Source organism: Eudoraea algarum (assembly GCF_050589645.1).
Classification (GTDB): Bacteria; Bacteroidota; Bacteroidia; order Flavobacteriales; family Flavobacteriaceae; genus JBNGOQ01.
The window spans coordinates 319,879-337,627 of sequence record NZ_JBNGOQ010000003.1 but is presented as its reverse complement, the minus strand read 5'-3'; the positions used below and the strand labels follow the sequence as shown (position 1 = coordinate 337,627).

Annotated in this window: 18 protein-coding genes and 2 tRNA genes; 11 read left to right on the top strand and 9 right to left on the bottom strand. The window is 44.8% G+C overall.

Annotated elements, in window-relative coordinates; translation table 11 throughout:
• Window positions 1-4: 4 nt before the first annotated feature.
• Complete coding sequence (locus ACRD67_RS12205; protein WP_430967431.1) at window positions 5-1,102, bottom strand: BT_3928 family protein; 1,098 nt, start codon at window positions 1,100-1,102, stop codon at window positions 5-7.
• A gap of 1 nt (window position 1,103) precedes the next feature.
• Complete coding sequence (locus tag ACRD67_RS12200; protein WP_430968040.1) at window positions 1,104-1,649, bottom strand: DUF1599 domain-containing protein; 546 nt, start codon at window positions 1,647-1,649, stop codon at window positions 1,104-1,106.
• A 117-nt stretch (window positions 1,650-1,766) separates the two neighbouring features.
• Between ACRD67_RS12200 and folP the strand changes: the two genes are divergently transcribed.
• The 3 genes from folP to ACRD67_RS12185 are packed head-to-tail and all read left to right on the top strand — an operon-like array spanning window position 1,767 to window position 4,215.
• On the top strand, window positions 1,767-2,600 hold the full coding sequence (folP, locus tag ACRD67_RS12195; RefSeq protein ID WP_430967430.1) for a dihydropteroate synthase: 834 nt from the start codon (window positions 1,767-1,769) through the stop codon (window positions 2,598-2,600).
• 43 nt (window positions 2,601-2,643) lie between these two features.
• Complete coding sequence (locus ACRD67_RS12190) at window positions 2,644-3,429, top strand: diadenylate cyclase (RefSeq protein WP_430967429.1); 786 nt, start codon at window positions 2,644-2,646, stop codon at window positions 3,427-3,429.
• A 9-nt stretch (window positions 3,430-3,438) separates the two neighbouring features.
• Window positions 3,439-4,215 (top strand): DUF3667 domain-containing protein, encoded by a 777-nt coding sequence (locus ACRD67_RS12185; RefSeq protein ID WP_430967428.1) that lies wholly within the window; start codon window positions 3,439-3,441, stop codon window positions 4,213-4,215.
• A 17-nt stretch (window positions 4,216-4,232) separates the two neighbouring features.
• Here ACRD67_RS12185 and ACRD67_RS12180 read toward each other — a convergent pair whose 3' ends face one another.
• Window positions 4,233-5,999, bottom strand: coding sequence for an ABC transporter ATP-binding protein (locus ACRD67_RS12180; RefSeq protein ID WP_430967427.1), 1,767 nt, complete (start codon window positions 5,997-5,999; stop codon window positions 4,233-4,235).
• Window positions 5,992-6,738 (bottom strand): tRNA pseudouridine(38-40) synthase TruA, encoded by a 747-nt coding sequence (gene truA / locus ACRD67_RS12175; protein WP_430967426.1) that lies wholly within the window; start codon window positions 6,736-6,738, stop codon window positions 5,992-5,994. The genes ACRD67_RS12180 and truA overlap by 8 nt, the downstream gene beginning before the upstream one ends.
• A gap of 91 nt (window positions 6,739-6,829) precedes the next feature.
• Between truA and ACRD67_RS12170 the strand changes: the two genes are divergently transcribed.
• Entirely contained in the window at window positions 6,830-7,324 is a 495-nt protein-coding gene (locus tag ACRD67_RS12170) for a metallophosphoesterase family protein (protein WP_430967425.1), read from the top strand.
• 91 nt (window positions 7,325-7,415) lie between these two features.
• Window positions 7,416-8,282 (top strand): DUF6503 family protein, encoded by an 867-nt coding sequence (locus tag ACRD67_RS12165; RefSeq protein ID WP_430967424.1) that lies wholly within the window; start codon window positions 7,416-7,418, stop codon window positions 8,280-8,282.
• Between the two features lie 76 nt (window positions 8,283-8,358).
• Here ACRD67_RS12165 and ACRD67_RS12160 read toward each other — a convergent pair whose 3' ends face one another.
• A complete protein-coding gene (locus ACRD67_RS12160) occupies window positions 8,359-8,769 on the bottom strand; it encodes a DUF4293 domain-containing protein (RefSeq protein ID WP_430967423.1) in 411 nt (136 codons plus the stop codon).
• Window positions 8,770-8,959: 190 nt separating this feature from the next.
• On the opposite strand from ACRD67_RS12160, the gene rho reads away from it, so the two are divergent.
• From rho to ACRD67_RS12140, 4 genes are all read left to right on the top strand, one after another.
• Window positions 8,960-10,567 carry a transcription termination factor Rho gene (rho, locus tag ACRD67_RS12155; protein WP_430967422.1) on the top strand — a complete coding sequence of 536 codons (1,608 nt, stop codon included), beginning with the start codon at window positions 8,960-8,962 and terminating at the stop codon, window positions 10,565-10,567.
• A gap of 193 nt (window positions 10,568-10,760) precedes the next feature.
• Window positions 10,761-11,465, top strand: a complete 705-nt coding sequence (locus ACRD67_RS12150) for a hypothetical protein (protein WP_430967421.1) — start codon at window positions 10,761-10,763, stop codon at window positions 11,463-11,465.
• Window positions 11,466-11,559: 94 nt separating this feature from the next.
• The gene (locus ACRD67_RS12145) at window positions 11,560-12,192 is read left to right on the top strand and encodes a hypothetical protein (RefSeq protein WP_430967420.1); all 633 of its coding nucleotides are present in this window, start codon (window positions 11,560-11,562) and stop codon (window positions 12,190-12,192) included.
• Between the two features lie 142 nt (window positions 12,193-12,334).
• The gene (locus ACRD67_RS12140; RefSeq protein ID WP_430967419.1) at window positions 12,335-12,568 is read left to right on the top strand and encodes a GTP-binding protein LepA; all 234 of its coding nucleotides are present in this window, start codon (window positions 12,335-12,337) and stop codon (window positions 12,566-12,568) included.
• Between the two features lie 80 nt (window positions 12,569-12,648).
• On the opposite strand, the gene rpsT is transcribed toward ACRD67_RS12140, so the two are convergent.
• From rpsT to proS, 4 genes are all read right to left on the bottom strand, one after another.
• Complete coding sequence (gene rpsT, locus ACRD67_RS12135) at window positions 12,649-12,900, bottom strand: 30S ribosomal protein S20 (protein WP_430967418.1); 252 nt, start codon at window positions 12,898-12,900, stop codon at window positions 12,649-12,651.
• Between the two features lie 48 nt (window positions 12,901-12,948).
• Window positions 12,949-13,020, bottom strand: a tRNA-Glu gene (locus tag ACRD67_RS12130).
• Window positions 13,021-13,095: 75 nt separating this feature from the next.
• Window positions 13,096-13,167: transfer RNA gene (locus ACRD67_RS12125), tRNA-Glu, on the bottom strand.
• Window positions 13,168-13,326: 159 nt separating this feature from the next.
• Window positions 13,327-14,802 carry a proline--tRNA ligase gene (proS, locus tag ACRD67_RS12120; protein ID WP_430967417.1) on the bottom strand — a complete coding sequence of 492 codons (1,476 nt, stop codon included), beginning with the start codon at window positions 14,800-14,802 and terminating at the stop codon, window positions 13,327-13,329.
• 97 nt (window positions 14,803-14,899) lie between these two features.
• Between proS and ACRD67_RS12115 the strand changes: the two genes are divergently transcribed.
• Together ACRD67_RS12115 and ACRD67_RS12110 are read left to right on the top strand one after the other, a co-directional pair.
• Complete coding sequence (locus ACRD67_RS12115; protein WP_430967416.1) at window positions 14,900-16,189, top strand: hypothetical protein; 1,290 nt, start codon at window positions 14,900-14,902, stop codon at window positions 16,187-16,189.
• 26 nt (window positions 16,190-16,215) lie between these two features.
• Window positions 16,216-17,727 (top strand): OmpP1/FadL family transporter, encoded by a 1,512-nt coding sequence (locus tag ACRD67_RS12110; protein ID WP_430967415.1) that lies wholly within the window; start codon window positions 16,216-16,218, stop codon window positions 17,725-17,727.
• Window positions 17,728-17,749: the final 22 nt, after the last annotated feature.

Sequence of the window (17,749 nt, the reverse complement as noted above, 5' to 3'; positions counted from 1 at the left end):
ATAACTAATCAAGCCTTAGATCTTCCAAATCGTTATAGTGTACTTTTTCAACAATAGTGCCCCTGTTCAGGACCAGGATACCCGGGTTGGAACGGGTTATGGTCTTTAAGGTGGTCTCGTCGGTAAAATAAAAATCGAAATCCAGCTGATGTGCTGCCACGACCTGCGAAACCAATGCCCCGCCTGATGCGGACATCCCTATCACCGTATATCCTTGTTTACTGGCCGTATCTGTAACCTTTTTAATATCTCCAAAAGCATCCCCTTCGCTTTTCGCCAAATCATAGGCCACCACCATGATCAACTTTTCCTCTTGTAGAAAAGAAGCTGTTTGGTCCTCACCATTTTTTTCGATAGTAAAATCGTGTATGGGCGGTTCATATCCCTCCTGTATTTCGGTGGTCTCCACATCCAAAAATTCACCATCCACAGAAGGATATTCCCCCTGCGTAACCACAATTTTTTCGGTACCCCCCACCTTGAATCGCCATGCGTATTCATAAATTGCTTTGGGAGCATCATCTGGCACCCCCATGCCCTCTTCTATGTTCGCGCCAATCTTGTACGGTCTAAAATCTATGGCGGGCAAATGGTTCAGCACATAATTGGCGAAAACCACGCAGCCTACCAAGGCAAGTCCGGTGATGATCCGTTTTGCCATAGGGCTAAAAACAGAAGTGATGTGTTTTTGCCCAATAAAAAGTACCAGAATCAGGAACAAGAGCACCACATCCTTGGTAAAGGATTCCCATGGGGTCAACTTAATGGCATCCCCAAAACAGCCGCAGTCGGTCACCTTGTTGAAATAGGCCGAATAGAAGGTAAGGAAGGTAAAGAAAACAATCATCAGTAGCAGGCTCCATACGGTAAATTTCACCCGAAATCCCACCAAGAGCATCACCCCCAAAACCACTTCCAAAATCACTACAAAAAGCGATATGGCAAGGGCATAGGGCATTAAAAAAGGTAGGTCCAGCACCCCTTGACTAAAATACTCCTCCAGCTTAAAGGAAAAACCCACAGGGTCGTTGAGCTTTATAAAGCCGCTGATAATGAACAATATACCTACAATGATTCTTGAAAGGGTCACCAGTATCCTCATCCTATTTGTTGTTTTCATTCAGGTGGATCATCGCAAAGACGGAATAGTTGATCATATCCTGATAATTGGCATCAATACCCTCACTTACCAGCGTTTTTCCCTCGTTGTCTTCAATTTGCTTTACACGTAACAGTTTCTGGATAATCAAATCGGTAAGGGAGCTCACTCGCAAATCGCGCCACGCTTCGCCATAATCATGGTTTTTATCTTCCATAAGTGCTTTGGTAGCCGCTACATATTTGTCATACAGATCTAGCGCTCCCTTCTCGGAGAGATCCGGTTGATCCGCAATACCTTTTTCCAACTGTATAAGTGCCATAATCGAATAATTGATTATGCCAATAAACTCCGAACGTTCGCCCTCATCCACTTTTCTTATGGGATTTTCCTGCAAACTCCGTATACGCTGTGCCTTGATATAAATCTGATCGGTAAGGGAAGGGAGACGTAAAATACGCCAGGCGCTGCCGTAATCTTTCATCTTCTTTAAAAATAAATCCCTGCAGCTAGTAATAACAGCATCGTACTGTTCCGAGGTCTGTTGCATGTATTGTTCGTAATTTGCGTAAATTTCGCTTAAAATTTTCACCTGTTCAAGAATTTTTATTCTTACTTATGCGGGAGCGTTGGAAATCCTGGACAGGCCATATGCCAAACATATCCTATGACCATCAATTGCAAAGGAAACCTTATTGATCTGAAGACCCCAAAGGTCATGGGTATTTTGAACCTTACCCCCGATTCTTTTTTTGATGGGGGCAAGTACAGGGATACCACCACGATCCTTGGCCAGGTGGAAAAAATGGTCCGGGAAGGTGCAGATTTTATTGATCTGGGGGCCTATAGTTCCAGACCTGGTGCGGCCCATGTTCCCGAAGAAACCGAGTTAGAGCGCATCGTTCCCGTGGTGACCCTGTTGCAAAAGGAATTCCCGGAACTTCTGCTATCCATTGATACGTTTAGAAGCAAGGTAGCAGCGGCCTGTTTGGAAAAGGGTGCGGCCCTAATCAATGATATTTCGGCCGGGAGTTTAGATACCGAAATGTTTCCGACCGTGGCAGTGTACCGGGCACCCTATATTATGATGCATATGAAGGGAACACCCCAAAACATGCAACAGCAAACGAACTATACCGACCTTTTGGTAGAGATATGTCATTACTTTTCGCAGAAAATAGCTTTGGCCACGACCGCAGGTGTCAACGACATTATCCTAGATCCTGGATTTGGGTTTGCAAAAACCCTGGATCAGAACTATGAGCTGCTGCGGAAATTAGCACTGCTCCAAACCTTTGACCTTCCCATTCTTGCTGGGCTAAGCAGAAAATCGATGATTTACAGGCTTTTGGAAACCGATCCACAACAAGCCCTAAATGGCACAACGGCCCTGCACATGTACGCCCTACAGCAGGGTGCACATATTTTACGCGTGCATGATGTGCGGGAAGCTAAGGAATGTGTGCTGCTGGCCGAGGAATTAAAACAGGGAAATTGTTGATTTTATTAGGGCTTATTTCCTAAATTTACAAAAACCGCTTGGCTTGGATTTTTTAAATTTTTTGGACTTTAGGGTTACCGACATTATAGACATCATTATGGTTGCGGTACTCCTCTACTACATTTACAAACTTGTTCGAGGTACGGTGGCCATCAATATTTTTATAGGAATTGTTATCGTTTGGGCCTTTTGGAAACTGACCGAATTGCTTGATATGAAAATGATCAGTAGTGTAGTGGGCGGGTTTATGCAGGTTGGTTTAATTGCCCTTATCATTGTATTTCAGCAAGAGATCCGGAAATTTCTATTGATGATCGGCTCCACCAATTTTGCCAAAAAACGCAGCTTTATCAGGCACTTCAAATTTTTAAGACAGGAACCCCTCGTCACCGATCTGGACATAGAAGCTATTCTTGGGGCCTGTGAAAAAATGAGCGCCAGTAGGACCGGGGCCATCATAGTTTTGGAGCGGAGCAATTCGCTCGACTTTGTAAAATCGTCCGGGGATAAAATGAATATCGAGGTTACCCAACCCATTATAGAAAGTATCTTTTATAAGAACAGTCCCCTGCACGACGGGGCGGCCATCATAGAAAATAATTTTATCGTGGCCACCAGGGTCATATTACCGGTTTCCGACGAAAGGACCATTCCGCTCCGCTTTGGTCTTAGGCACAGGGCCGCTGTGGGCATTACGGAAAAGACCGATGCCCTGGCGCTAGTGGTGAGTGAGGAAACAGGGGTCATCTCCTATATTAAAAATGGGGAATTTGTGCTGTTCAAGGATCTTGCCGAATTGGGCGGCATTTTAAAAGACGATCTCATATGACCTCTTTGTATGGCATGTAAAAACTGTAACCAACCCTTAAAAACAGACCACTCGTATTGCTCCCATTGTGGTGCCAAGGTTATTCGCAACCGCCTTAGCTTTAAGAATCTCTGGTACGATATTACCGAAAGGTACTTTAACCTGGACAATACCTTCCTTAAAACCTTTTGGCACCTCTTTACAAAGCCGGAGGTGGTGATAATGGGGTATATTGACGGTGTCCGGAAGCGGTACCTAAATCCCATAGGATATTTTGGGATAGCGCTGACCCTATCCGGTCTTCTGGTCTTTCTGATCCGAAAGGTCTTTATGGACGACATTGGTATGGATATCTTTGATATCGGTGCCGATCAGCAAGTATTCCGGGACGTCTTTGACAGTGTCATGGATTTTCAGGCCTTCGTCTTCGTAATACTTATCCCGATGCTTGCCTTTCCCAGCTGGTTGTTGTTCAATTCCCAGCGCCACATATTTTCCGAGCATATGGTTTCCTTTACCTATATACAGGCGCATTATACAATTGCCACCTTTCCCATTAGCATTTTGGTGCTTTCGGTTGCTCCCAATACCTATACCAGCTATGGGGTCATCAATGTGCTGGTTATGCTGCTGTATTCGCTCTATGTATTCAAACGGATAACCTCCTATGGCTTGGGTCAGTTTCTGTTCAGGTCCGCTGTTTTTCTATTGCTGTTCGTAGTAGAGTATTTCCTGGTATCAAACCTTATCTTTTTGGTCCTTTTGTTTACCGGCTTCGTTTCCCTTGACAGTTTTAGACCGGGATAGCCTTTTACATGGAGTTCTTAGGCTACCTCTTCTGCCAAGAACTGTGCCTCGTACAACTTGCTGTAGTAGCCACCCTTTTTCAATAATTCTTTATGGGTGCCGGTTTCCACGATCTGTCCGGCATCCATGACCAGGATCTTGTCTGCCTTCTTAATGGTCGCCAAACGGTGGGCTATGACAATGGAGGTTCTGCCCTCGGTAATTTTCTCCGTGGCCTTCTGGATCAGCTGTTCGGAATAGGTATCTACCGACGAGGTGGCTTCATCGAGCACCAAAATACTGGGGTTGCTCACATAAGCCCTTAGAAAGGCGATCAGTTGTCTTTGTCCGCTGGAAAGCATGGTTCCCCTTTCCTTTACGTTATACTGATATCCTTGAGGAAGGCTTGCGATAAATTCGTGCACCCCGATCTGTCTCGCGGCCTGTTCAATATCCTCCAGGGTAACGGAGTTATCCTTAAGGGATATGTTATTGGCTATGGTATCGGCAAATAAAAAGACATCTTGCAGGACCACGGCAATCTTTGATCGCAAAGCGGATAGTCTGTAGTCCCTAACGTCCACCCCATCTACCAAAATCTGGCCCGAGTTGATTTCGTAGAATCGGTTCAAAAGATTGATGATCGTAGATTTCCCGGCACCTGTGGCGCCTACAATGGCCACGGTCTCGCCTACCTTCACATCAAAGGAAATGCCATGAAGTACCTCTTCATCCTCCAAATACCCAAAACGTACTTCGGAAAACTTGATGTTCCCCAAAATTTCATCTTTTACAACGGTGCCCATATCCTCAATATGGCTATCGGTATCCAAAATCCTAAAGACCCTGTTGGCCGCAACCATGCCCATTTGTAGGGTATTGAACTTGTCCGCAATCTGACGTAAAGGTCTAAAGAGAATCTCTATGCACAGAATAAATGCGAAAATAGTGCCTTTTAGGTTCTCACCGAGATCGGCAACATTTTGGAGTCCCCCGTACCAAACCACCAAACCTACGGCAATGGAGGTAACGATCTCGGCTATGGGAAAGAAAATAGAATTGTACCATACCGTTTTTAACCAAGCTCTTTTATGCTTTTCGTTGATTTTACGAAAATTGTCACTTTCAATGCTCTCCCGGGTAAACAGCTGTACGATCTTCATGCCGGTAATGCGTTCCTGTACAAAGGAATTGAGATTGGAGACCTGAGCCCTTACTTCGATAAAAGCTACTTTCATGGCTTGTTGAAACAAGCGGGTAGCATATAGGATAATGGGCAATACCCCAAAAACGATCAATGCCAACTTCCAATTCATATAGAGCATCAGGGCCGCTGCCGCCACCATTTTTAGCAAGTCGGCCACGATGACAAAAAATCCTTGGCTAAATATCTCGCCGATACGTTGCATATCCGACACGGCCCGGGTCACCAGGACACCAATAGAGGAATTGTCAAAATATTTCATTCGAAATCCGATCATACGTCTAAAAAGATCGATGCGGATGTCCTTGATCACAGACTCGCCCAGCCAATTGGCGTAGTAGTTGAAGAAAAGCTGGCTGATGACCTGGCCCAACAACACCCCAAGCATCAATAAAATGAGGAACAACAACTGCTCCGCATTGTTATGTCCAATGGCATCGTCAATGATATCCTTAAGAATAAAGGGGGTGGCCGCGGCAAAGGCAGAAAGCAGTATGGCAGACAAAACCACTCCATAAAAGGTGCCCCTATAGGGCTTGGTGTGGGCTATCAACCGCTTGAACAGCCTAAAATCAAAAGCTTTTCCCGTTTCTTTATCCATTTTGTTCTATGATGTTATCAGGATATACAACCTGGGTTAAATATAAGCCTTTTGCAGGTACTGAAACCCCGGCACGACTCCTGTCCTTACTTTCAATTATGGCCCGCATTTCTTCAAGGCCCGATTTCCCCAAACCCACATCGAGCAGGGTGCCCACAACGGCCCTTACCATATTCCTCAAAAAGCGATCTGCCGTGATGGTAAAGACCATTTTGTGGTTTCTTTTTTCCCATCCCGCGTTTTTAATCTTGCAGAGATAGGTCTTTACATCGGTATTGGATTTTGAAAAACATTCAAAATCCTCATAATCCAATAAAACAGCGGCAGCCTTGTTCATTTCCCCCACATTTAGGGGGTGCTTTATATAATGCGCGGCCTCTTTGTAAAAGGGATCCTTTTTGGATATGACCCAATATTCATAGGTACGTTCCAATGCATCAAAACGCGCATGCGCATGGTCTGGCGTTCTATAGATCTCCTGTACCGCAATGTCCTCCGGCAAAAAGGCGTTGAGACGGAAGACCAGATCTTCCGGCAGTTCCCCAAAATCGAAATGTGCAAACATTTGTTTGGCATGCACCCCTGCATCGGTCCTTCCGGCGCCCACGAGAGCAATAGATTGCCTCAACAGCTTGGAAAGTGCCCCTTCCATCACTTCTTGCACCGTAAGGGCGTTGGGTTGATTCTGCCATCCGTGATACGATTTTCCAAAGTAAGAAAAAGCGATAAAATATCTCAAATGAATAGGCTATTTTTGGAGTGACTAAAGATACCGCGATCCTGGGAAAGAGCGATGGATTGCCCTTATATTTAAGCATATTTTAAGTTTTATGACCCGTATTCTACTGCTTTCGGACACTCACGGCCACATGGACGACCAGATCCTAAAATATGTACGACAAGCCGACGAGGTTTGGCATGCGGGCGATATTGGGCAATTGAGCGTTACCGATACCTTGGGTTCGCTTAAACCCTTGAGAGGGGTCTATGGGAACATAGATGACCATATTATTCAGAAGGAATTTCCCTTGGACAATCGCTTTTTCTGTGAAGGTGTAGACGTTTGGATGACCCATATAGGGGGATATCCCAACAAGTACAATGTACGGGTGCGCGACCGTATCCGAAAAAATCCGCCGAAACTATTTATTTGTGGACATTCCCATATTCTAAAGGTGATGTGGGACAAAAAATTGGGGCTACTTCATATGAATCCCGGAGCCTGTGGAAAACATGGTTTTCACCAAATGCGCACCATGTTGCAGTTCCGGATCGATGGGGAGGACATTAAGGATCTGGAGATTATTGAGCTTGGGAAGCGTTAGGTCTGGTCGGAAAATACCCTGTTTTTATTGTGACGATGTTAAGAAAGCCTTTGTATTCCGTCTAAAATTCTAAACAAAAGCCATCATCTTTATGAAAACACAACACCTAATTACAACATTGGTATGGGGTTCCCTACTGTTGACAGCGGCCTGTAAAGAAGGCCCTAAAAGGGAAAATGCCCAACAAGAAACCCACAAAGCGGCGGTCCAGGCACCGGTCTATAACACGGATGAACCCCAAAGCATTTTAGCATCCATAGAATTCGCGCACGGCGGTTGGAACGATTTATGGGGGAAGAAAGATGTGGAGTATACCTATGATTATCGTTATCCTTCCAACGGCAAGGCCGATGTTTCCACAGAACGTTATATGTTTGATTCCGAGACGTCCTACGGTAGTTACGAAAAGCATGAGATCAATGTAATGCCGGAAACCACGGGCCAGGTAAGCCAATTCTTCAACGGGGCGGAGACCCTAGTGATGCACGATGGGCAAAAAGTAGAAGACCCGCAAGCCGCGGGTACCGGGGATTTTCTCAGAAGGGCAAATTATTTTTGGTTTGTGATGCCCTACAAACTGAACGATAAGGGCACCCTTGCTTCTTACCAGGGGCAGGAGGTGTACGACGGAAAAAGTTACGACAAGCTCGAAGTGACCTATGATCCGGAAATTACCGGCAAGGAACAGAACGACACCTATATCCTGTATGTAAATCCGGAGACCAAACTTATTGACCGGTTTTATTTTTCACTGCCCTTTTTGGGCGTTAACGATCCGGTAATCATTGCGAATTACGAATACGAGGAGGTAGACGGACAAATGATTGCCACAAAACGCAGTTATTTTATGCCCAACGATAAAGGAGAATATGGGGAGGACCCCAGTATTGTGCAGACGCTTTCCAATATCAAATTCAATAACGGGTTCACCAAGGAGACCATCTTGGAACATCCTTGACCCAGAAACATCTATGCAAAAAAACCCAGGGAACAACCCCTGGGTTTTACGCACTAATACTACTAAGATGTTAGGTTTAACGTAAGCGATCAACAGATTTTACAAGATCTTCATCCTTCTTTATGGCCCTGTTGGCCAGGACCAAAAAAACGATAGAAAATACAGGAATCAGCATCCCAATACCCTTCTCAGAAATGGCGATTTCTCCGGATAAGTTTAGCGATCGGTAAACGAAAAATCCTAGTAAAAAAAGATTCAATATCATATTCAATCTGTTCATTACAAATTGATTTTTTCTATTTCCATACTTAATTATTGCCCACAAAGCCAAGGCAGCTGAAATGTAGAACACCAAGGAAATCCACAGTTCGTTCCCGGCAAAAACCTGGCCCCCTTTATCATCGACCCAAAGATGTACAAAAAAAGGTAAGGCACCGCCCAACAGGACGACTATCACCATATAAAGAGTCTGAATTCTTTGAATCATTGCTTTTTATAACAATAGAAGGGCAAAATTAGCGTCTTTTTCAAAAATATCCCCTAAATATTGAAAATAATTTGTAATATTGTTTCGTTATTAGTTATAGCACTTACCAAAGGGACATCTTTCCCCAGTAATACCCAAATAACGATACACTTCATATTTTTTAAGACAAGTATAACTTATTCAACAATTAATGTTTGAGATTTCAGATTTAAAATCGAAGAAGCTCCCCGAGCTTCAAGAAATTGCACAGGGTTTAAAAGTTCCAAAATTTAAGACCCTTAAAAAATTGGACCTTGTATATCAAATACTGGATGTCCAAGCTTCCAACCCCAATGCCGTAGCAACCAAGGAAAGCCCAAAGCCTAAAACCGAACAACCCAAGCCCAGAAGGGAAAGGGCAGCTAAGGAAAGGAATACCGATACAAGGCCCCGAGCAAAAGATGGGGAAAAAGATACGGAACCCCCCCAAACCGGAAGCAAAGAGCAGGAGGAGAAAAAAACGCAGGATTACCAACAAGGGCAGGGAAATGCACCGGCCAAAAAAGAGCATCAGAAAAATACACCTCAGCATAAGAGCCAGGGCAACAAGAAACCGCCCCATCATCAAAAAAACGGTCAGGACAAAAAGAACAGTAACTTTGACAAGGACCTGAAAAACAAATACAAGCAACCCGAATTTGAGTTCGATAGTATTATTGAAAGTGAAGGGGTGTTGGATATTATGCAGGACGGATATGGCTTTTTAAGGTCTTCCGATTACAATTACCTGTCCTCGCCTGACGATATTTACGTCTCCCAATCGCAGATCCGGCTATTCGGATTAAAGACTGGGGATACCGTTCTGGGTAACGTAAGACCCCCTAAGGAAGGCGAAAAGTACTTCCCGTTGATCAAAGTGAACAAAATAAACGGTCTGGACCCACAGGTGGTGAGAGACCGGGTCGCTTTTGAGCATTTAACGCCGCTTTTCCCTGACGAAAAATTCAATTTGGCAGAACGTCAAAGCACTATTTCTACCCGTATCATGGATCTTTTCTCCCCTATAGGAAAGGGACAGCGAGGTATGATCGTGTCCCAGCCCAAAACGGGTAAGACCATGCTGCTGAAGGATATAGCCAATGCCATTGCGGCCAACCACCCGGAGGTCTATCAAATTGTATTGTTGATAGATGAACGCCCTGAAGAGGTTACCGACATGCAGCGTAATGTACGTGGCGAGGTAATCGCCTCTACCTTTGACAAGGAGGCTACGGAACATGTCCGTGTAGCCAACATTGTGCTGGAAAAAGCAAAAAGATTGGTGGAGTGTGGGCACGATGTGGTAATTCTCCTGGATTCCATTACCCGTTTGGCCCGTGCCTACAATACGGTACAGCCCGCTTCCGGCAAGGTTTTGAGCGGTGGTGTGGATGCCAATGCCCTGCACAAGCCCAAACGTTTCTTTGGCGCTGCGCGAAATATTGAAAATGGAGGATCATTGTCCATTATAGCCACGGCACTTACCGAAACAGGCTCCAAAATGGACGAGGTTATTTTTGAAGAATTCAAGGGAACCGGCAACATGGAACTGCAATTGGATCGCAAAATCAGCAACCGCAGAATATTCCCGGCCATTGACCTCACCTCTTCGAGCACGCGTAGAGACGATCTTTTGCTGGATGAGAACACCATACAACGTATGTGGATCATGCGCAAATATTTGGCAGACATGAATCCCGTGGAAGCCATGGAGTTCATGGAACAGCGTATTAAACAGACAAAAAACAACGAGGAGTTTTTGATGACTATGAGTCAATAGACACCAACTTGGACAACGATAAAATCCCAATGGCCTAAAAGTTATTGGGGTTTTTTGTTTTATAAGCCTCCGTTTGGCGAATAGATTCCATTTATTGTTAAACTATAGGGAATATATGCTATTTTTAATAGCAGAAAATAGTACCCCCACAAACGACTATGGAACACATTAACAATCCTTAAAATTTTAAATTATGAAAAATGTAAAAAGAACATTGGTACGGGTATTCACCGTTTTTGTTGTTGTATTTGGTTTAACGGGCTGCGGGGAAAAGAAAGATGGGGGACATGGAGAAGAGCACGAAACTCCCACGGTGGAGGCCCCAGCGCAAATTGTAAGTGTGGCCCAGGCCAAGGACACCTACAACGAATACACAAAACGCCGGGCCCGACTCATAGAAAAATACGAGGATTCCATAAACCGAGAAAAGGAGATCAAGGACACTTTTGATATCGCCCGATATACCTTTTACGATCTTAAGACCATAAAACAATATATAGCCTATATTGAGCAGGAAGCAAAAAAAGCGGATTTGGAAATTTCCACGCTTCGGTTCTACTTCTCCAATTACGGGGACAAGACAGCGTTCGACAGCGGAAGGGAAGTGAAACATCCAAGGCAGAATTCGATTTTCATAATGCCTACTATCAAAAAGGACGGTAAGGATTTTGGTTTTTTTATTAGGAGGACAGAAGGAAAGGCGGAAACGGTCTTGCTTACCTATGACCTTCGCGAATACGATCCCAAGGGGATGGGCAGCACTTACGGTGGTGATGACAAGTCGTATGCTACTTTTGCCCCCAATATAAAATGGTCCAACAGCGCAGCTTCACCACTCTTTTTTGATGATGAAAGCTTTATTCTAAACGAAGGAAATTCCGCACCGCCGCCCTACTAGTCTAAAGGATTAGAGCATAAATGAAATAGGTAAGAATTTGGGGGTTTTAGATACATTTTTAGAAAATTCCTTTGTACCCTTATACGGTATTACTGTGGCGGTAGCGCTATTGCGCTACCGCAAATACTATTATACCCCCTTAAAGTATTTGCCCATCCTTTTTGCCTATACGTTCTTCAATGAGCTTTTGGGCTTTCTCTTATTAAATAACGAGGAATTTAGCCTTTTTGCAAATGACCGCTATTCCTTTTACAATATGGTCATTTACAACATTTATAGCATTTTCTTCTATCTCTATTTCCTGTACCTGTACTGGTGTTATATAGAAAATGCAAAGGCCAAGGCCTTTATTCGTTATAGCGGCATATTCTTTCTGCTTGTTGCCTTGATCAATCCCTTTTTCCAGGATTTTATGATACGATCACAACTGTATTCCTATTTGGTGGGCGGTTTCCTATTGATTATCTGTTCGGTGCTGTACCTCATTCAATTGAGGGATCCCGGCAGGACCTTTTCCCTAAGTAGGGACCTTTTATTTTGGTTAAGCCTGGGGCTGTTGATTTTCTATTTGGGATATCTACCCATAAAGATTATCAAAAATTCCAGTATTATCAATGACATGGGAGTCGCCATTATGGCGCGGAGAATACACCTGTCCCTTATTCTCATTATGTACAGTTGTTTTATTATCGGATTTCTAAGAATGCGGAGGCGTTTGTCACAATAGGCTCCTCCACATTTTTATTCTCGTTAAAAATAAATAAGGGAAATCGGAAATTTTCGACTACAAAAACGACTAAAGTCCATATTTTTATATTCGCCCCTACGGGGCAAACAAGCCAACAGAAAACAAACCAATTTTTTAGAAGATGACTCCGTACATCGCAGAATACAAGGCAACCCACAAAATTGTTCAAATCGAGGAGCACTCCTGTTTCATATGGCGACAGGAAGGTGGGGAAATAGACATGGATATGTTAAAGGGAAAGATAAGGCGGGAAGCCTCCTTGCACTTTTTTAATCTGGTCATCGGTGGTCAGTACCAGGTATCGCACGAAGACATTTCAGTGGAAGTAATTAAAACAGAACCTTTTACAGGTTAGCTTGGCCAAAGCGCCTCTATTCCAAAATAAAAAACGCCCCTCAAAAGAAAGGCGTTTGTATCAATTGTATACGGGTAAATTTAGAGAGCGGCTACCTGCTTTGTTAATTTACCTTTTAGGTTCGCGGCCTTATTGGCATGGATGATATTGCGCTTTGCAAGCCTATCGATCATGCTTATTACAGAAGGTAACAAGGTATTCGCTTTTTTCTTATTTGTTTCAGAACGTAATTTTTTGATAGCATTACGTGTGGTTTTATGCTGGTACCTGTTGCGCAAACGAACTGCTTCGTTCCTTCTAATCCTCTTTAATGCCGACTTATGATTTGCCATATTACCTTTTGTTATTTTTTTTTAAAACTCCGCTACACGCTTTTTTTGTAGCCCGTAGGGGAATCGAACCCCTGTTACCAGGATGAAAACCTGGCGTCCTAACCCCTAGACGAACGGGCCATTAAAAGTTAGAACTCGGAAGTAGATTAGGTTCGGTGTATCACACCTTTGAAATTCCATCATATACTTCCCTTGTAGCCCGTAGGGGAATCGAACCCCTGTTACCAGGATGAAAACCTGGCGTCCTAACCCCTAGACGAACGGGCCATACTAAAAATTAAAGGTCGGAAGTCCAATTTTCAACTCCCCCTGTTCAGTAGTTCTTTGTGAACCAAATGCCCACCCTTTAACTTTCGGTTATTGCGGATGCAAAAATACAATTATTTTTTACTATCGCAACACCTATATATTATTTTTTGGCATCATTTAATATGCCTTGGCAAATAACACCCTTTCCTGTGATGGTTTTCCAGTAACCATGCAGCTTCCCGATTCTTTTTCCACGGCTATCGGAATACAGCGAATCGTAGCTTTGGTCTCCTCCTTAATCCGTTCTTCGGTTTCGGCCGTTCCATCCCAATGAGCCGATATAAAACCGCCCTTTTCTTCCAGAACGTTTTTAAATTCGTCATAGGAATCTACCTGGGTAATATGTTGTTCCCGGTAGGCAAGTGCTTTGTCATAAATGGCTTTTTGCATATCGGCCAATAGCACTTCGATCCTGCCTACCACTTCTTCCCCGGCCACGGTTTCCTTCTCCAGGGTATCCCTTCGGGCCAGCTCGTAAGTACCGTTATCCAGATCGCGTTGGCCAATGGCCAGCCGCAGAGGTACCCCCTTCAATTCATATTCGTTGAACTTGAAACCGGGCTTGTGGGTATCCCTCTTGTCAAATTTTACGGAAATGCCCTTGGCCCGAAGTTCCTCTACCAAGGGGTTCACCCTTTGAGAAATGGCATCCAGTTGCTCCAGACCCTTATAGATGGGAACAATAACAACTTGTATGGGGGCCAACTTAGGTGGGAGTACAAGTCCGTTGTCATCACTGTGCGTCATGATCAAAGCTCCCATAAGGCGTGTGGAAACACCCCAGGAAGTGGCCCAAACATATTCTTGTTTTCCTTCCCTTGTGGCAAATTTCACATCAAAAGCTTTGGCGAAATTTTGTCCCAAAAAGTGCGATGTCCCAGCTTGAAGCGCTTTCCCGTCCTGCATCAAGGCCTCTATACAATAGGTTTCCACGGCCCCTGCAAAACGTTCACTTTCCGTTTTAGTTCCCTTTATCACCGGTACGGCCATATGGTTCTCCGCAAAATCGGCATACACATGCATCATTTGCTCTGCCTCCTCGACCGCCTCTTTCTCCGTGGCATGGGCCGTATGTCCTTCTTGCCATAAAAACTCTGCCGTACGGAGAAACAAGCGGGTACGCATTTCCCAACGTACCACATTGGCCCACTGGTTGATCAACAGGGGAAGATCCCTGTAAGATTGGATCCATTTCCTATAGGTATCCCAAATTATGGTCTCGGAGGTGGGCCTAACAATTAGCTCTTCCTCCAATTTTGCTTCAGGGTCCACCACAATGCCGCTTCCATCGTCCGCATTCTTCAATCTATAATGGGTGACCACGGCACACTCCTTGGCAAAGCCTTCTACGTGGCTGGCCTCTTTGCTTAGGTACGATTTGGGGATAAACAATGGAAAATAGGCGTTTTCATGCCCAGTTTCCTTGAACATTTTGTCCAAAGCGGCCTGCATTTTCTCCCAGATGGCAAAACCATAGGGTTTGATGACCATACAGCCACGCACTCCCGAGTTTTCTGCTAAATCGGCCTTTACCACAAGTTCATTATACCACTTGGAATAATCCTCGTCTCTTTTCGTTAAATTTTTACCCATTACTAGTAGTTTGGCACAAAACTTGTGACTTAGTCCTTAAAAAATAGTTCGGTAAAACTAACTATTTTTACTATGTTCAACAATTAAATTTACAACGATGATACATTCGCTACCCCGCCCTAAAATTAGAATGGTATTCCTGTTTGTCCTTTTGGGTATTTTTATGGTTTCCTGCGGTTCTTATCAGCAGGCTTCCTATTACGATAATGACGGTATTTACTCGGGCGAACGCCGGGTTTCTGTCGAAAGATCGGAAAGGCCGAGGCAAAAAGTACAGGAAGAGGAAAGCAATGCTTACGGTGACTATTTTGGGCAAAAAGCGGATGAGTATGATGAAATTTTGGATAGCGAGGTCTTCACCGATGTGGATAGCTATTACGGTGGGGCCGAAAACGACAGCTTGGCGGCTGCGGGGCAAACCGATTATTTCGATTCCAATAATGACTATAATGGCTATACCGGATGGGGCGAGAGTCCTTCAAGCGTAAGCATCAATATCTATGATAACTGGGGCTGGGGCGGCTTTGGTTTTGGAAACCCATATTTTGGGTTCGGGTTTGGAGATCCGTTCTTTGGCTTTGGATACCCCTTCTACGGATATGGCTTTGGTTATCCGTATGGTTATGGAGGATTTGGCTTTGGCCGATTTGGCTTTGGCGGATTTTATGGCTATCCCTATTACGGATACGGCGGCTTTTACGGCAGGCCCTATTATGGCGGATACTATGGCAACCGCAATTTCGCATTTAACCGAGGACGCAGGGGCTACTACAATAGAAACGCCGTGGCAGGTACTTCCTTTAGGGGCCGATCCAATATTGGTAGGACCGGCAGGGGTACTACGAGCCGATACCGAACCAACAGTGGACGATCTAACATCAATAGAAGTACGGCGGCCAGAAGTTCAAGCCGATATAGAACGGGGACTACAGCGAGAAGGACCGTGGGCGTGGATGCCGCGGCCAGAAACCGATCCTACCGTACCAGCAGGAGCACCAGGGCGGTACCTAGATACAACAGCAGTTCCAGGACTAACCAATCCTATAGAAGCGGCACCCCAAGGACCAGTACCTATAGAAGGGGCAGCGGCAACAGGACCAGTACCTCCAGAGGTACTTATAGGAGTAGTACTTCCAGAACAAACCAGTCCTATAGAAGTAGTTCACCGCGAACCTCAAATTACAGAAGTTCTGGTCGCAGTAGTACCCCAAGGAGTAGTGGTTACCGAAGTTCTCGTAGCAATAGTTCCAGGAGCTCTGGTAGCTATAGAAGTTCTCGTAGCAGTAGTTCCAGGAGCTCGGGCAGTTATAGAAGTTCGGGCAGATCTTCTTCACGATCCTCAGGCGTAAGGTCGTCCGGAGGAAGAAGCAGTGGTAGAAGAAATTAAATCGAAAACATTAAAAAATTAATTCTATGAAAAGTTATTTTACTTTCCTAGCGGTATTGGTATGCGCTGTTGCAGGTGCCCAAAATATCAACGATGTACTGCGTTACAGTACAGAAAACCTACAGGGAACGGCACGTTTCCAAGGCTTGAACGGCGCTTTTGGGGCTTTGGGAGGCGATTTGTCGGCCATCAACGTCAACCCCGCTGGCTCGGCCGTATTCAACCACAGTCAGTTCAGCATTTCGGGATCCAACTTTAACCGCGACAATGATGTTAGCTATTTCAACAGCTTTAACAACACGCAGTTGAACAATGTGGATATCAATCAGGCAGGGGTTGTTTTTGTCTTTAAAAGCACCAACGACAATTCAGACTGGAAAAAGGTGGCGCTTGCTATCAACTACGATCTTGTGCAAAATTTTGACGATGAGTTCTTTGCCTCGGGCAACAGTACACAAGGCTTGGACAACTACTTTTTGAATTTTGCCCAAGGAGTCGCCTTAGGGCCATTGCGCGTTCAGGACGGAGAGTTTATTGAGGAGGCCTATCTAGATATTGGGTCCAATCTTGGATTTGGCCCACAGCAGGCCTTCCTAGGGTTTCAATCGGGAATCCTTGAGCCAGAAGAAGATTTGGACGACAACACCTCTTACGTTTCCAACGCCATCTATAATAGCGTTAATCAGGAGTTCCTACAAAGTACCTCGGGCTATAACGGCAAGTTTACCCTTAACATGAGTTCCCAATACCAGGAGAACCTCTTTTTGGGGGCGTCCCTGAACTTCCACTCAGTCATCTATGACCGTATTACACTCTTTGACGAAACGGGATACGACCCTGCCTCCGAGATTCAGTCTACCCGGTTTGACAATTTCTTGCATACCGAGGGCTACGGCTTCTCCTTTAGTGTGGGGGCCATTGCAAAATTAAATGATAATATTAGAGTGGGCGGAAGCTACCAGTCGCCCACATGGTACAACTTAACGGACGATACCTCGCAGCGCATAAGCACCGACTCGCCGGTACAAAATCCGGACCTCAATTTCATCAATTTTAATATTGTAAACCTTTTTGAGGAATATCGGATAAAGACACCTGGAAAACTGACCGGTAGTGTCGCGGTAATTTTTGGAAAGGATGGGCTATTGAGCTTTGATTATGGGTATCAGGATATGTCACAAGCCGAATTGCGGCCTTCGAGCGACCCCAGTTTCGCTTCCGAAAACGATTTTATTTCCAATACGCTCGGTGCAGTCTCCACGTTCAGGGTGGGCGGTGAGTACCGGATCGATAAGGTAAGCCTTAGGGGTGGCTATCGCTTTGAGCAGAGTCCCTACGAGGATGGTGTAACCGTAGGAGATCTGGAAGGGTATTCGGCAGGTATCGGATTCAATTTTGGAGGTAGCAGATTAGACCTGGCCGTTAATCGTACCGAACAGGACTTTAATCAGCAATTGTTCGACACTGGCATCAGCACGCCGGCCTTCATCAACAATATAAATACCAATGTAACCTTGGGCTTTACTTTAAATTTCTAGGAAAACCGCCCTAACAAATACA